Genomic DNA, 15116 nt, shown 5'->3' on the forward strand with positions numbered 1-15116 from the left:
GGTGGCCGGTGGCTTGAGGTGGGGCGGGTGCTGATCCGCCCCACCGGTCACCGGCCGGGCTGGTTCCGATCCGCCCCACCGGCCACCGGCCGCCTCACTCGTACGCCGTCGACACCGCCAGCGCCGCATCGCGGACGTCCGGTACGGCGTGCGCCCTGAGGGACGTCAGCAGGGTCCGCCAGGGGCCCGGCCAGTCCGTCCGCTCCCCCAGCGCCTCCACCACGGCCACGGCGAAGAGACCCGGGGCGTGGCCTCCGTCCTCGGCGAGACCGCGGGCCACCGCGGGCAGAGCGGCACCGTCCCCGGCCATGTCGTCGACGCGTGAGCCGACCATCGCCGCGGTGCGCACCGCCAGCGCGGGCCGCCCCTCGTGCAGCCGGGCCAGGCGCATCAGGGCCGCGGCGAGCTCGGCGGGAGCCGCTTCCAGGTCCAGCGCGCCCGCCAGCACCTCCGCGGCCTGCGGCACATGGTCCGCGTACCCGGCGAGCAGCTCGCCGGCCTCCCGTGCCACCGTGCGATGCGTCTCGCCCGCTCCGGCCAGCTCCACCGCCAGCTGCTCGATCCGCCGCCGTGCGGGCAGATCCCGGTCCGGCCCGGTGACCGCCGCCCCGGAACCCGCGAGGGACGCGAGCGCCCCGCACAGCGCCGCTCCGCCGCGCGGCGCGGTGGCCGCCGCCACGAGCCCTCGGGCCGCCACCTGCCACGTGGCGCGCCGGGACAGATCGGCTGCCGCCGCCGCGAGCACCGGGGCCGCCTCGGGCGACCAGGGGGCCCACCGCGCGAGCGCCCAGAGCGCCTGGCCCGCCGCCTCGTCGTCGTCGGGACCCACCGCCTCGCGCACGAGACGCGCGTACCGCTCGCGATGGCCCTCCGCCAGATCGAGCGGGCGCACCCGCAGCACCGCCGTCCGCAGCACCGCCTCGCCCCGCGCGGCGTCCCGCAGCAGCTCCCACACCCGCTCCTCGCCGAGCAGCCCGCCCGCGAAGGCGACACACGCCGCCCGTACGTCGCGGTGGGCGTCCGGCGTCTCGTAGGCCTCGGTGAGCAGCGCCGCCGCCCGCGGGGCGGGCAGCCGTACGGCGGCGAGCCGTGCGGCCTCCTTGCGGCTGGTGACCTTCTTGCCCTCGCCGCACAGCACGTCCCGCAGCAGGGCGGCGAGCGCGGACGGCGCGACATGGCGGGACGCCTGCGTCGCCGCGTACACCGCGACCCGCGCCCGGTCGCCGCCCGCGTACGCGAGCAGCTCGGGCAGGCTGTCCCCCGGCCGCCGGGTGTGGGCGAGCGCGCCGATGGCCGCCTCGGCGAGCACGGTGTCGGGCGATCCGGTCCAGCGGCGGACGAGTTCCTCTCCCGCGCCGGGCATGCAGGCGCCGCGTGCGACGGCCGCCGCACGGTTCCACTGCGGCAGCCCCGCGTCGCCCGCCGCATGCTCCAACTGCCGTACCAGTGCCTCCTGTTGGCGCGGCAGCCAGCGGTGGATCTGCCAGGCGTAGGCCGGTACGGTCCACGGCGCGCCCTTGGTCAGGAACCGTCCGTACGGCGGCGTGCCGGACAGGAACGGGTCGAGCAGATCGGTGCGGCGCGCGCACAGCACCGAGCGGACCGGGGCGAGCGCGGCAGCGGACGGCTCCTGTGCGAGCACCCGCGCGACGCGTTCGTCCCGTGTCGCGGTCGGTTCCAGCCACAGTTCGATCGCCTTCGACGCGGTCGCGTTGCTGCCGAAGCGGACGGCCTGCCAGAGGAGTTCCTGCAGCTCGGGCATCGACCGCGCGCGCCGTCCGACCGCGCGGGCCAGCGCGAAGACGAGGCTGTAGTCGGCCTTCTCCGCGCCCGCCTCGATCCAGGGGCGCAGGGCCTCGAACACCTGGTGCTCCTGGCCGCGGCGCAGGGTGCGGTCGAGCCGGCCGAGGTCGGCGCCGCCGGTGCTGCCGGAGATGCGGACGAGGGTGCGCAGCGCCCAGTTCACCAACTCCCGTTCTCCGCACGCGGCATGCTCGCGCAGCACGGCGACGGCGAGGCGGCTGAGGGCGGCGCGGGTGGCGTGCGAGGAGTCGCGGGCCGCGACGGCGTCCGCGCAGATCCGGTCGAGGTGCGGTTCGGCCTCGGCCGCGAAGAGGGCGGGCCGGGTCCCGGCGAGCGCGGACAGGGCGGCGGAGCGCACCGGGTCCTGCTCATTGGCCAGACGTGTCATCTCTTCGAGTACGACGGTGACTTGGGCACGCTCCCCGGAGCGTGCCGCGTTGCGGACGAGCAACGGCCAGGCCTCGGCGCGGTCTTCGGCGGCGGGCCGCCGGGTGGCCGCCACCAGCCGGTCCCGCACCTCGTCGCAGGGCAGGAACGACTCGGCGAGCAGCACGGAACTCCAGCGCGCGCCCCGCTCCTCGGCCCGCCCGGCCATCCGCCGCGCCTCCTCGGCCACGGCACTGCGGGGCAGCACGCCGAGGACGATCCCGTTGACGGGGGTGCCGGCGCCGGTCCCCGCGCCGCGCCCCTCGACGGCCCGCGCGTACACGGCGGCGCGCTCGCCCGGCGGGTGCGCGAGGATCAGCCGGGCGAGGTCGGCGGAGTCGTCGGCTACGGAACGGGCGTACACGAGGAGTTCGGGGGCGCCGGAGCGGGCCAGCTTGCGCAGGACGGACGGAGTGAGCGCGCCGCCGCGCCGCAGCGGCCACCCCCAGGTCCCGGTGAGGATCTCCAGGACACGCCCCGGCGCGGTATCGGCCAACACCCCGACCTGCGGCTGGAGTTCACGGGGGAAGGCGCTGGGCGTGAACGCATCGAGCAGGTCGAGCACCCGCACCGGCTCCGCGACGGTGGCCGCCGCTATTCCCCTGGCGTACCGCTCCCACCAGGTGTCCCGCAGCGCCTCGGGCAGCGCGCCGAGTTCGCGCGCCGCCGCGTCGAGGAGCACACCGGCGTGCCGCCTCGCCAGCGGCCGCCAGCCGCGTACGGCGTGGAAGAGTTCCGGCAGCAGCCGCTCCACCACCGGCCTCGAACAGCCGGGCAGCAGCCTGGCCGCCTCCGTGTCGCCCCAGGCTCCCCGCAGCGGGCCGATGACACGATCGGCGAGCGCGGTGCGGCGACCGCCGACGATCGCCCGCAGCAACTGCCGCCGCACCGCTTCGGGCGCGTCGTCGAGCGCGGCCTCGAAGGCGGCGTCCGGCACCCCGTGACTCGCCGCGGCACGCAGCGCGTGCCCCCGGACGAAGGGGTCGGGGTCGGCGAGGCGCGCCCCGGTCCACTCGGCGTCCCCGCCGGCACAGGCGAGCAGGATCGCCACGCCACGTTCGTAGGGCCCACCGCCCTCCAGCTCCGCCAGGACGCCCCGCAGCGCACCGCGCGCCGCGAAGTCCCGCGCGCTCTCGGCGATCTCCCGCAGCCGTCGCGGATACGGCAGCGGGTCGAGGTCGGCGAGCAGATAGCGGGCGGCGGTCATCTCGGGCGGGGCCATGCGGGGATTCTGCCTGGTGGGATCGGCCGGGGACACCGAATTGCCGAGGCGGGGGCGCGGGGTGGATGAGACGAGGGCGCGAGGCGGGTGAGGCGAGAGGGGGGCGGGGCGGCTGGGATCGAACCAGCGTGTTCCGGTTTTGGAGACCGGCGCGACGGCCTCTGCGCTACGACCCCGCCCTTGGGGTTGATCGTATCCGCCGTCAGGGGCGCGGGGAACTGCGCGGCCGGCCCCCGCCGGCCACCCGCAGGTACGTCATGCCCGCACGTCACGTCAGAACGGGCGAGGCCCTCACCGATGCACGCTGCGTACCGCCGCGACGTCCGGCGGGACCGTCGGCGGGGCGATGTCCGCGGCGAATGCCGCGAGCCGCCGTTTGATGCTCGCCGCGACACCTTGCCCCAGCACGAAGCGGGTCGGCGTCAGCGCGAACGCGGCGGTGTCGAGGAGCCGGTGGGCCTCCCGGCTGCGCATCCCGGTGTGGCCGAGCACCAGGTGGGCCAGGCGGTGCTCGCGCGCGGCGAGGCTCTGGGCCATGGCCGTGGCCGCCGCGTCGTCGACGTGGTTGTCCGCGGCGCCGAGCGTTCCGGCCGCCCGCACCCGGCCGAGGTCGAGCAGTTCCACTCCGGCGGAGACGGCCGCCTCGACCAGCCGGGCGGCGGCCCGTGGCCCGATGCCGTTGCTCGCCACGGCGAGGCGGTCGAGCCCGCCGCCGGGCGCGCGCTCCAGTGCCTGTGCGAGCAGCAGCGCGCCCGCGTCGCCGAGCCCCGCCGCCGACACATACAGCTCGCGGACGCCGCCCCGTGCGATCAGCTCGGCCAGCGGCACCGCGCCCGCCGGGCCGAGCCGATTGCCGCCGAGGAAGACCCGCTCGACGCGCCGTCCGGTACCGGCCGCCGCGAGCAGAGCGTCGACGAGGACCGCGGTACCGGCCGCGTCCAGGCCCGTCTGGACCAGGTCCAGCGTGCGCAACGTACGGACGGATGCGATGAGTTCGGCCGCCGCGGCACCGCCCTGCCCGCCCAGCGGATTGCGCTTGAGCCAGACGCCGGTCACCACCTGCGGCGAGGCACGCAGTTGATCGGCGATGCGGCAGGCGCCGCCCGCCGTGATGCCATTGCAGCCGAGGTAGAGCGTCTCCACGCCCGTGGCGCCCTGGTCGCCGGTCGCCGTGCCCGCCGCGACGGCCGCGCCCTCGTCGCCCAGGCCGTCGGTGCCGAGCAGCAAATGACGTACGGGAGAGGCACCGTGGCCGCGCAGTGCCTCGGCGATCAGTGCGGCGCCCTCCACGCCGAGCGCCTGTTTGCACAGGTCGAGGCGGCCGTCCGGCAGCGCCGTCCCCGCCGTGAAGTCGAGCCGCTCCCCCGCCGGGCGGCCGTCCCTCAACCAGTCGAGCAGCGGGGCCAGTTCGGCCGCGGGGCGGGGCGCGACGCGGGGTACTCCCGCGAACGACGGGTCGTTCACCACTCCGCCTCCCGGTAGTCCTTGAGGAAGACCCCGGAGACGGGATCGCCCGCCTCGCCCCGCACGATCGGGTCGTAGACGCGGGCCGCGCCGTCCACGACGTCGAGCGGCGTGCGGAAGCCCGCGTCGGCCATACGGCCCTTCTTGGGCGCCGGGTTCTCGTCCGTGATCCAGCCGGTGTCGACGGCGCACATGTGCACGCCGCGCCCGGCGAGTTCGGCGGCGCTGGTGCGGGTCAGCATGTTCAGGGCGGCCTTCGCCATGTTGGTGTGCGGATGCCCCGCCATCTTGTTGCGCACCGCGAATCGGCCCTCGACCGCCGTGACGTTGACGATGTACCTATGGCGCTGCGGCGAGGCGAGGAGCAGCGGCAGCAGCCGGTCGCAGAGCAGGGCCGGGGCGAGCGCGTTGACCAGCTGGGTCTCCAGGACCTCGGCGGGGTCCAGGTCACCGAGCCGCGCGGACCAGGAGTTCTCCGGCGAGAGATCGGGCAGCAGGCCCGCCTCGTCGGCCTCCCGCAGGAATTCGGCCTCGCGCAGAAGCCCGCCGTCCCGCGGGAATTCGCCCTCCCGCAGGAATTCGCCGTCCCGCGGGAACTCGCCCTCCCGCAGCACCAACGCGAGCGCGCTCCCGGCCGCGGAGCCCGCCACCGCCCGCATCGGCCGGAACCCCGGCGCACCGCGCGCGCCGGCGGGCAGCTCGTCGGACTCCCCGGAGGCGAGAGCCGCGTACGACTCCGGCGGTCGCCGCACCGTCTGCGCCGCGTTGTTGACCAGGATGTCCAGCGGCTCGCCCGCCCGCCGCAACTCCTCGCACAAGCCCAGGACTTGACGCGGGTCGCGCAGGTCGACGGCGAGCACGGTGAGCCGGTCGAGCCATGTCCCGCTGCCCGGCACCGCGCGGAAGCGCCGCTCGGTGTCGTGCGGGAAGCGGCTGGTGACCAGCAGCTCCGCGCCGTCGCGCAGCATCATCAGGGCCAGCTGGAAGCCGATCTTCACGCGGCCGCCGGTGAGCAGCGCGCGGCGCCCGCTCAGATCGGTGGTGAGCGCGCGCCGGGACCGGTTGTCGGCGGCGCAGTCCGGACAGAGCCGGTGGTAGAAGGAGTCGACCTGTCGATACGACGTCTTGCAGACATAGCAGGGGCGTGGCCGCCGGAAGACTCCTCCGGTGCCCGCCCCGACGAGCGGCGCGTCCTCGCGGCGCTCGCCCGCGCCGGTCGCGGTGGCGGCCATCACGGCGGCGTCGGCGGCGGAGAGTTCGGCGCCGCGCGCCTTGCGCCTGCGCAGCCGCCCGTCACGGGCGAAGGACGCGGCGACCTGTTCGGCGCGCAGCCGCACCGGGTCGTCGACCGGCAGCTCGCGGAGCCGTCCGACCGTGGCGTGGAAGGCCGCGAGGTCCGCCTCGCTGATCCCGCCGCTCTCATCCATGTCCCGGCACTCTCACTCGTCCCACCGGCCCAGCCCGTGCCGTTCCCCGGTGGTCCCGGCCGGATTCGAACCGGCGTATCCGCCTTGAGAGGGCGGCGAGTCTGCCTCTGCTCTACAGGACCCACACCAGGCCGGACCAGGGATGTCCGGTCCGCCCGCGCCCGTGGATCGTATCCGCGCTGGGACCGTCGTGCCGAACGGATTTACGGTCCCGCGCCCCGGTGCAACGGTGGGCGAGGGGGTGGAACCCATGGCGCAGACCCATGAGTGGATGTTCTACGAGGTCATGTGGCGCGGCTGGGCGGGGAGGGCACGGCTGCCCTATCCCGTGCCGTGGTGGGCCCAGTCGGCCTTCCGGCGCTGGAGCGACGACTTCGACTCGGGAACGTACGAATCGAAGGAGGCGGCCTTCGCCTCCAACGCGCTGTACCGCTACTGGCACATGGTGGGCGTGAAGGACCACCGCCAGGAGTCGCTGATCGGTCAGGCGGGCGAGATCGAGCCCGTCTACGACAAGTACTGTCTCTCCTTCTTCCTCTACGAACCGGCGACCGGCGCCCTGCGTCTGCCGCAGCTGACGGACGGCGGAACGGTCGGGCAGCGCATGGAGGCGCCGCACCTTCCGGTGGTCCTGACGACGTTCCGCACCGCCGACGGCACGGAGTTCGTGCAGCGGACCTTCGCGACGGCCGTCGGCACCCGGCAGCGCGATCTCGTCGTGACCCGCCTCACGGTGGGCAGCGCGACGGGGCAGCCGCGCGAGGGCTGGCTGTGCGCGGCGGTCATGCCGGCGGGCCCGAGCGGCTTCCAGCGGCACGACCGCAACGGCCGGCAGATCACCGACCGGCGGCTGACGTTCCTGCGCCATCTGCCGGACGAGGGCCGGGTGGAGACGAACAGCGGCTGGGGTCCGGTCTTCGACACGGCACCCGAGCAGTACGGCGTGTACGGCAACCCGGACTTCACGTACGACCCCGACTCCTACCTCTCGCGCAGCCCGTTCCACGACCTGGTCAACGGGGGCAAGCTGAACGGCGCACTGCGGGCGCAGGACCAGATCGCGGGGCTGTGCAGCGCGGCGTTCGCCTGGCCCTACCGGGTCGTGGACGACGAGCTGTTCGAGCTGGACGTCCGGCTGCCGGTCGATCTCTACAGCGGGGCCGCCGATCTGGCCGAGATCAGGGCCACGCCCGCCGCGCGCCTGGAGCAGGCGAACCGCGACTTCTGGACGGACAAGCTGATCACGCAGGGCGTCCAGCCCGAACTGCCGCCCACCGTCGCGCACTTGACGGACCGTTTCCGGCAGTGCCGCTCGCAGCTCCTGATCCTCTCCGACCACGGCGAGATCCATCCGGGCCCGACGGTGTACGACTCGTTCTGGATCCGCGACTCGTCCGTCGAGGCCACGGCCTGCTCCCTCGTCGGCGATTCGGCGCTGGCCGAGCACCAGCTGGGCACGCACTATCCGCTGAAGTTCAACCGCGGTACGGGCCGGATCGGGCCCTGTGCCGAGTACGGCTTCTACGGCGGTCCGCACGAGAAGGACGACCGGGAGTGGGACAGCAACGGCCAGGCGCTGTGGGCGATCGGCCGTTTCGACCGGACCCGCGGCCGGTCGGCGGCCTTCGGCGCGAAGCTCTACACGCCGTACGTCATCGACGCCGCCCGCTGGCTGCGCGACAACCGCGACCAGTACGGACTGCTGCACAGCGGCTGGAGCGCCGAGCATCTCGGCGAGCGCGACAAACCGCACTACTGGGACGACCTGTGGGGTCTCGCGGGACTGTACGAGGCGGCGCGGCTCGCGGAGCGCATCGGTTCGCCCGACGTTCCTGAACTGTGGGGCGCCTTCGACGACTTGAAGCGTGCGACGGCGGCCTCGGTGCGCTGGGTCCTTGCCGAGCAGCGCAGGCGCGGCGCCTGGGAGACGTACATCCCGACCGGGCCCGCCGACGTGGGGCGGCTCGACTCGACGATGATCGGCACGGCGGCGTTCTTCCATCCGCTGCGGCTGCACATGGGCAGCAAGCTCGGCGAGGACATCGACCGGGCCGCGCGCCACACCCTCGACACGATGTACGCGCACTTCGTGACCGGCGGCTACCGGCACGAGGCGGCGTGGAACACCTACGGCCCCTATCTCACCACGCAGTTGGCGCACGCCTATCTGCTGGCGGGGGACGCGGCGCGGATGGACGCGCTGCTCGGCTGGATCGTGGGGGCGTCGATGCCCCGGACCGAGCAGCGGGCGGTGGCGCTCGGCGCGTGGAACGAACAGCACGCGTTCCCCGTCGCCTCCGACTTCCGCGAAGTCCCGGACCGGCACTGGTACATGGGGGACATCCCGCACGGCTGGGCGGCGGCCGAGTATCTGCTGCTGCTCCGCGACATCCTCTTCTTCGAGGCCGACGAGGACCGCGACCCGCATCTCTACATCGCTCCGGGCATACGTCCGCACTGGGTGCGCGACGGCGAGTCGGTGGCCGTCGACGACGCCCCGAACCTGTTCGGCGCGCCGTTCGGCTACCGGCTCACGCATGACGCGGACGCCCGGAAGGTCACCGTGGACATCACCCGGTCACCGGAGCGGGTCCGGTACGTCTATCCCTGCCGGTTCGGCCCGGTGCGGTCGGCGACCGCGGACGGCCGCGATCTGACGGTCACGGGCGACGATGTGCGCGTGCCGTCGGGGACGAGGAGGTTCACGGTCACGTACGGCTGAGGTTTTGCTGCGCCTGTCTCACCTGCGCCGGAGGCTGAGCCGTTCCTTCTCGGAGAGGCCGCCCCAGACGCCGAACCGCTCGTCGTTGGCGAGGGCGTATTCGAGACAGGCGGGGCGCATCTCGCAGAGCTGGCAGATGTACTTCGCCTCGCGTACGGAGCTGCCCGGTTCGGGGAAGAAGAACTCGGAACCGGTCTGGGCGCACAGGGCCTGCTTCTGCCAGGCGAGTTCCGGTTCGGTGGTCATGTCGATCTGCATGCCGCCGATGCTGGCAGCGGGCGCGAAACAATCGATCAACGAATCATCAACGCGGCGCGACGGCGCGTTTCGGCCGTTCTGCGGCGGCCCCTCTGACTTGCCCACGCGGGGCGCGGTGAAACCCCGTCCGGTGCCGCCCGGGGTCTCCGGGCGGCACCGGGCGGCCTATGCGCTCAGCCCTCGCCCGGCGCCTCGGGCTGCATCAGGGCGAACCGCGCCCCGGACGGATCGGCGAGCTTGGCGAAGCTGCCGACGCCCTCCAGGTCCATGCGCGGCACCCGCACCGTGCCACCGGCGGGCTCCACCGCGGCGATCACCGCGTCGATGTCGGTCACCTGGAAGTACGGAGTCCAGTACGCCCCGCCCTCGGCTTCCTCCGGGGCGTCGGCCAGCGGCCACAGGCCGCCGAACATGTCGTCCTCCGTGCCGTCGGCGGGGTGCACCATCGTGTACGAACCGCCGGGGAAGGCGGCCGTGGAGGTGCCCCAGCCGAAGACGGAGCCGTAGAACGCGGCGGCCGCGGGGATGTCCGGTGTGTACAGCTCGGTCCAGCAGAGGCTGTTCGGCGCCTCGACCAGGTCCAGGCCCTTGTTCGTCCCCGGCTGCCAGACGGCGAAGGTGACTCCCTGGGCGTCCTTGAGGACGGCCATGCGGCCGAGGTCCCCCACGTCCATCGCCTCGTACCGCACGCTGCCGCCGGCCTGCTCCACGGCCTTGCTCGTCGCGTCGGCGTCCGGCGTCCGGAAGTACAGCGTCCAGGACGGGGGCGCCTCCTCCGCGGGGACCGTCATGGCGCCGGCCACGGTCTGACCGCCCGCCTGATACATGCCGTATCCACCGAACTCTTCGCCACCGGACAGGAACTCCCAGCCGAAGAGCGCGCGATAGAAGGCGTGGGCGCTTTCCAGGTCCGGAGTGCCGAGATCCACCCATACGGGGGCGCCCGTCACGAAGCGGGTATTGAGCATGATCGACTCCTTTGTCGTAGCTCGCTTCCGTTCCTCCGAGTCTGGCACCCGCCACTGACAACGCACGCGGGCCGCCATCTTGTGAAGGAAACAAGTTTCTGAGAGCGCTCTCAGCAACATCTCTTGACGGCGGAATCCCGCGCCACGACAGTGGTCCCCACCGCAAGCCCCCCCCCCCACGTACGACATCCCCCCACACCCACCCCACATCCCGGGAGACCTTCCGTGATATCGCGTCGCGTGTTCCTCTCGTCCGCAGCCGGTGCCGCCGGGGCGCTCACCTATCCGGCCTGGGGCAGCCTTCTCAGCCCGGACGCCAAGGCCGCCCCCGCCACCTGTGAACTCGCCCTCCAGAACAAGTCGTTGCCCGGCGAGGTGCGGGCCTACGTCACCGGGCACGAGGAAGGCACCGACCGCTGGGTCCTGTTGAAGCCGGACGGCGGGGTCTACCGGCCGGACTCGCCCTCGGCCCCGCAGACGCCACTGCCGGTCGACTGCTCCATTCCGCTCGGCGGCGCGGGGTCCGAACCGAAGGTTCTGACGCTGCCTCATATGTACGGCGCGCGCGTCTACTTCGTCCGCGACGACAAGCTGGACTTCTTCCTCAACCCCGGCCCCTCACTGGTGGAACCCGCCTTCGCGACCAAGGAGGACCCCAACTACGGGCGTACTTGGTCGTTCTGCGAATTCACCTTCAACACTTCGCAGTTGTACGCCAACATCAGCTACGTCGACCTGGTCACGGCGCTGCCCATCGGACTGACCCTGGAGGGCGACGCCACGCACACGGTCGCTCCGCTGCCGGACGGGGCGGTGGAGAAGATCGCGGCGGATCTCGCGGCGCAGGGCGAGAAGGACGGGCAGCCGTGGGGGGACCTGGTGATCCGGGGCGACGGCGACAAGGTGCTGCGGGTCATCTCCCCGCAGAACCTCATGGCCCCGTACTTCGACCGGCCCGAGCAGATGCCGTTCCGGGACGTCTGGAACGGCTATGTCGACCAGGTGTGGGAGAAGTACCGGGGCACCGACCTGAAGATCGACCTCCAGGGCGGCCGGGGCGTGTTCACCGGGCGGGTGAGCGGTGACACGCTGACGTTCGACGGCGGGCACACGTTCGCGAAGCCCACGTCGAAGGACATCTTCACCTGCAACCACGGGCCGTTCACCAACAATCCCGGGGACTCCGACGACAAGAAGGGGCTCCTCGCGCGGCTGGCGGCGGGCTTCAACCGGAGCATCATGCTGACGCATCCGGAGCAGCCGAACGGGGCGGGCGCCGGGGACTACTACAAGGACGCGGTCACCAACCACTGGGCGCGGGTCGTCCACGCGAACTCCCCCATCGGGTACGCGTTCCCGTACGACGACGTACGCCCCGACGGCGAACCGGACGTCTCCGGAGCGGCCCACGACGGCAACCCCCGCAGGTTCACGGTGAGCGTGGGCGCGTAGCGGTCGCAGCGGCGTCGGCGGACCAGTGCGCGGCGTTCCACCGGTCGGCGATCGCGGCGGCCCGGGCGAAGTGGGCCGCCGCCTCGTCGTCACGGCCGAGGAGCAGGGCGAGTTCGCCGAGCGTGTGGGCGACCGGGCGCACCGCGAGCGACAGGCTCTCGGCACCGGCCGGGGGGCCTTCACAGTGCGGGAGCAGGTCCGCGTAGACCGCCTCGGCGGCGTCGCGGTCGTCCAGCGCGACGATCGCCATCGCCCGCAGGCTCGTCAGGAACGTGAAGAAGAAGTCGGGCCGGATCGGGCCCGGTGACCTGCGGGCCCGGCGTGCCTCGTCGCTGCGGCCCGCGGCGTGCAGGGCCAGCGCGAGCAGGTCGGCGGCCATGGGGCCGAGTGCCTCGTGGAGCGCGCGCACCTCGTCCAGGTGGTCGCCGAGCGTGCCCTCGTTCAGCCGGACCGTCGCCAGCGCGAGGCCCGCGAAACCGGCGTGTACCGATCCGGCGCGTTCCATGCGGGCCGTGGCCTCGGCGTAGCGGCGCTCGGCGTCGGCGAACCGGCCCTCGACGAGCGAGAAGGACGCCAGCGCGATCTCGGCGGCGCTGATCGCCTCCGGCATCCGGTAGGCGCGGGCGAGGTCGAGCGCCTCCTCGGTGAGGCGGCGCACGGTCGCCGGATCGTTGGCCGCGGCGGCGTGCGCGGCCTGGTCCAGCAGGCCCCGCACGCGGTAGACGGGCAGGTCGTGCTCGGCGCCGATCTCCGCGAGTTCACGGGCGTGCTCCTCCCGCTTCTTTGGCCCGTCCCGCCCGGAGTCTCCGGCGAGGATCAGGAGCGCCGCGGCCCTGAGGCGGGGATCGGCGGTGAGGTCGAGTGCTTCCCGCGCCGCCGCCATCACCGTCGGATCGTCCTCGCCCACCAGCTCGTTGGCGTACGCCGTGAGGAGGCTGGAGCGGACGTCGGGGGCGAGGCCGGGCCGCTCGAGCAGGCGGCTGAGGCGGTCGACGACGGGGCGGTCGACCGTGCCGTACGTGCGGGCCTGCCAGGGGGTGGGCTCGGTCCAGGCGATGAACGCGGCGATCATCAGGTCGTCGCGGCCGATCGACTCGGCGTACTCCACGGCCTGTTCGCGCGTCTGCCTGGCCGCGGCGACGGCCCCCGCCCTGATCTGCGCGCGCAGCAGTCTGCCGAACAGGCCCACGCGCTCGTCCGGTTCGCCGGAGAGGGCGACCGCGTCGGCGAGGAGGGCGGCCGCCACGTCGTGGGCGTAGCGCGCCTCGGCGAGCTCGGCTGCCCGCACACAAGGGCCGACGGCCTTCGGTGATCCCGCTCGCGCGTAGTGATGGGCGAGCGCCGCGACGTCCCCGCCGCCTTCCAGGGCGGCGGCGATCCGGGCGTGCATCCGGGCGGCCCGCAGGCGGGTGACGTCGGCGACCAGGGTGTCCCTGACCAGCGCGTGCACGAACCGGACGCGCCCGGGTCCGGGCTCGTCGAGCAAGCCGGCGACGACGCCCGCGTCCAGCGCGTCGAGGACGCCGTCCTCGTCGGTGTCGGCGGCCCGCACCAGCACGTCCACCGAGCTTTCCCGGCCGGCCACCGCCGCGAGCCGCAGGACGGACACGCCGCGCTCGGGAAGCCTCGCGAGGCGGCGCCGCAGGACGTCCCGTACGCCCTCGGGGACTTCGGAGAGCGCGACCAGCGCGCCCTCGCCGGTCAGCAGCCGCGCGCTCTCCCGCACATAGAAGGGGTTGCCGCCGGTCCGCTCGGCGATCCCGGCCACGGTCGCGTCGTCGGCCTCGCACTCGGCGCGTACGAGCTGCGCGACGGCGTCGCCGTCCAGTCCCGGCAGGTCGAGACGGAGGGGCTCGGTGCGGGCGAGGGTGCCGAGCGTTTCGGTGAGGCGCTCGCTCTCGTCCGAGCGGTACGCCGCGACGACCAGGATCGGGGCCCGTACGCCGACACCGCCCCCGAGGAGTTCCAGGGTGGCGGCGTCCGCCCAGTGGAGGTCGTCGAGGACCACGGCGAGCGGCCGGTCGGCGGCGGCCGCCGCGAGCCAGTTCCACACGGCCCGCCGCAGCCGGAACCGCCCGGCCGTCGCGTCGCCGTCCACCGGCGCCGAGTCGGAGAGCAGCGGCGCCAGATCGTCCGCGAACTCCCCCGGCGGCACACTTTCGGCGACCTTCCTCAGCACCTCGACCCACGCCCACGCGGGCGGCGCACTGTCCACCTCGGGGCAGCGCCCGGCGGCCACGAGCCAACCGGCCCGTCCGAGTCGCGCGCCGAGACGGTCGAGCAGCGTCGACTTGCCGAGTCCCGCTTCGCCGGTGACGAGCGCGACACGCGCCCCATGGGCGGCGGCCTCCCCGGCGGCCGCCGTCAGCGCCGCGAGCTCGCTCCCCCGTCCCACGAACGGCGTCGTGCCGGGTCCGTCGTCCACGGGCGGTGCGGTCGCCCGGGGCCGGGGCATGTCCGCGGTGGGCGAGGCCGCGGGAGACGGAGGGACGGCCGCGCGCAGGACGTCCGTGCGCTGGGCGAGGATCGCCTGTTCCAGGGCCGCCAGGTCCGGGCCGGGGTCGAGGCCCAGCTCTTCGGCGAAGGTGGCGCGGGCGCGGCGGAGCGCGTCCAGCGCGTCGGCCTGGCGGCCGCTGCCCCACAGCGCGAGGGCGTACGTGCGCCAGCCCTCCTCGCGCAGCGGAGCGTCGCGGGTGAGGCCCTCCGCCTCGGGCACCACCGCCGCGGGGTCGCCGAGACGCAACCCCGCCGCGATCCGCAACTCTCGGGCGATCAGGCACAGTTCGTCAAGACGGGCGGTCTCGGCCGCGGCCCACGGCTCGTCGGCTACCTCGGCGAACGCGGGCCCGCGCCACAGCGCGAGCGCCTCGTCGAGGCGGGCGCGGGCGGCACGGGGATCGGCGAGCGTACGGGCCTCGTCGAGCAGTTCCCCGAAGCACCACGCGTCAACCGCTCCCGGCGGCAACCGCAGGGCGTATCCGGGTGCCGCGCTCACCAGCAGGCGGGCCGGGGTGCGCGGCGGGCGGCCGGGTTCAAGGAGGCGGCGCAGGTTCGACACGTACGCCTGAAGGGAGGCCAGGGCCCGCGACGGCGGTTCGCCGCGCCACAGGTCCTCGACCAGCCGGTCGACCGGCACGACCTGCCCGCGCGCCGCCACCAGCAGGGCCAGCACGCCGCGCTGCCGCGGTCCGCCGAGGGGGATCGGCTCACCGTCCGCCTCGGCCGCGAACGAACCCAACACCCGTATCAGGAGCATGACATGACGCATCGTACGCGCGGCCGCAGCGCGCGCGTTCCAAGTCGGCTCCAAGTGCCCGCCGTCGACTCCAAGTGCCCTCCAAAACCCCGCGAGCAGTCTTGACCCGTCAAGCCGG

8 protein-coding genes and 2 tRNA genes are annotated in these 15116 nt (G+C 74.0%); 2 read left to right on the top strand and 8 right to left on the bottom strand.

Annotated elements, in window-relative coordinates:
* Window positions 1-94: 94 nt before the first annotated feature.
* From ACIBKX_RS09640 to ACIBKX_RS09660, 5 genes are all read right to left on the bottom strand, one after another.
* Window positions 95-3451: a hypothetical protein gene (locus tag ACIBKX_RS09640; RefSeq protein ID WP_363271314.1), complete on the bottom strand. Its 3357-nt coding sequence runs from the start codon at window positions 3449-3451 to the stop codon at window positions 95-97.
* A gap of 102 nt (window positions 3452-3553) precedes the next feature.
* Window positions 3554-3629: transfer RNA gene (locus ACIBKX_RS09645), tRNA-Trp, on the bottom strand.
* Between the two features lie 113 nt (window positions 3630-3742).
* Window positions 3743-4915, bottom strand: a complete 1173-nt coding sequence (locus ACIBKX_RS09650) for a ribonuclease inhibitor (RefSeq protein WP_363271315.1) — start codon at window positions 4913-4915, stop codon at window positions 3743-3745.
* The gene (locus tag ACIBKX_RS09655; protein WP_363271316.1) at window positions 4912-6342 is read right to left on the bottom strand and encodes an SDR family oxidoreductase; all 1431 of its coding nucleotides are present in this window, start codon (window positions 6340-6342) and stop codon (window positions 4912-4914) included. Before ACIBKX_RS09655 ends, ACIBKX_RS09650 begins: the two co-directional genes overlap by 4 nt.
* A gap of 50 nt (window positions 6343-6392) precedes the next feature.
* A tRNA-Glu gene (locus ACIBKX_RS09660) sits at window positions 6393-6464 on the bottom strand.
* A gap of 128 nt (window positions 6465-6592) precedes the next feature.
* On the opposite strand from ACIBKX_RS09660, the gene ACIBKX_RS09665 reads away from it, so the two are divergent.
* Window positions 6593-9064 (top strand): hypothetical protein, encoded by a 2472-nt coding sequence (locus ACIBKX_RS09665; RefSeq protein ID WP_363271317.1) that lies wholly within the window; start codon window positions 6593-6595, stop codon window positions 9062-9064.
* 18 nt (window positions 9065-9082) lie between these two features.
* Here the strand turns inward: ACIBKX_RS09665 and ACIBKX_RS09670 are convergent, their stop codons facing one another.
* Window positions 9083-9322: a WhiB family transcriptional regulator gene (locus tag ACIBKX_RS09670; protein WP_363271318.1), complete on the bottom strand. Its 240-nt coding sequence runs from the start codon at window positions 9320-9322 to the stop codon at window positions 9083-9085.
* A gap of 173 nt (window positions 9323-9495) precedes the next feature.
* Window positions 9496-10290, bottom strand: a complete 795-nt coding sequence (locus ACIBKX_RS09675; RefSeq protein WP_363271319.1) for a VOC family protein — start codon at window positions 10288-10290, stop codon at window positions 9496-9498.
* 225 nt (window positions 10291-10515) lie between these two features.
* Here ACIBKX_RS09675 and ACIBKX_RS09680 point away from each other — a divergent pair, with 225 nt between their 5' ends.
* Entirely contained in the window at window positions 10516-11742 is a 1227-nt protein-coding gene (locus ACIBKX_RS09680; protein WP_363271320.1) for a glycoside hydrolase family 64 protein, read from the top strand.
* Here ACIBKX_RS09680 and ACIBKX_RS09685 read toward each other — a convergent pair.
* Window positions 11720-14998, bottom strand: a complete 3279-nt coding sequence (locus ACIBKX_RS09685) for a BTAD domain-containing putative transcriptional regulator (protein ID WP_363271321.1) — start codon at window positions 14996-14998, stop codon at window positions 11720-11722. The two genes, ACIBKX_RS09680 and ACIBKX_RS09685, sit on opposite strands and share 23 nt — an antisense overlap.
* Window positions 14999-15116 lie beyond the last annotated feature (118 nt).

It is taken from the genome of Streptomyces sp. NPDC050658 (assembly GCF_044457025.1).
GTDB lineage: Bacteria > Actinomycetota > Actinomycetes > Streptomycetales > Streptomycetaceae > Streptomyces.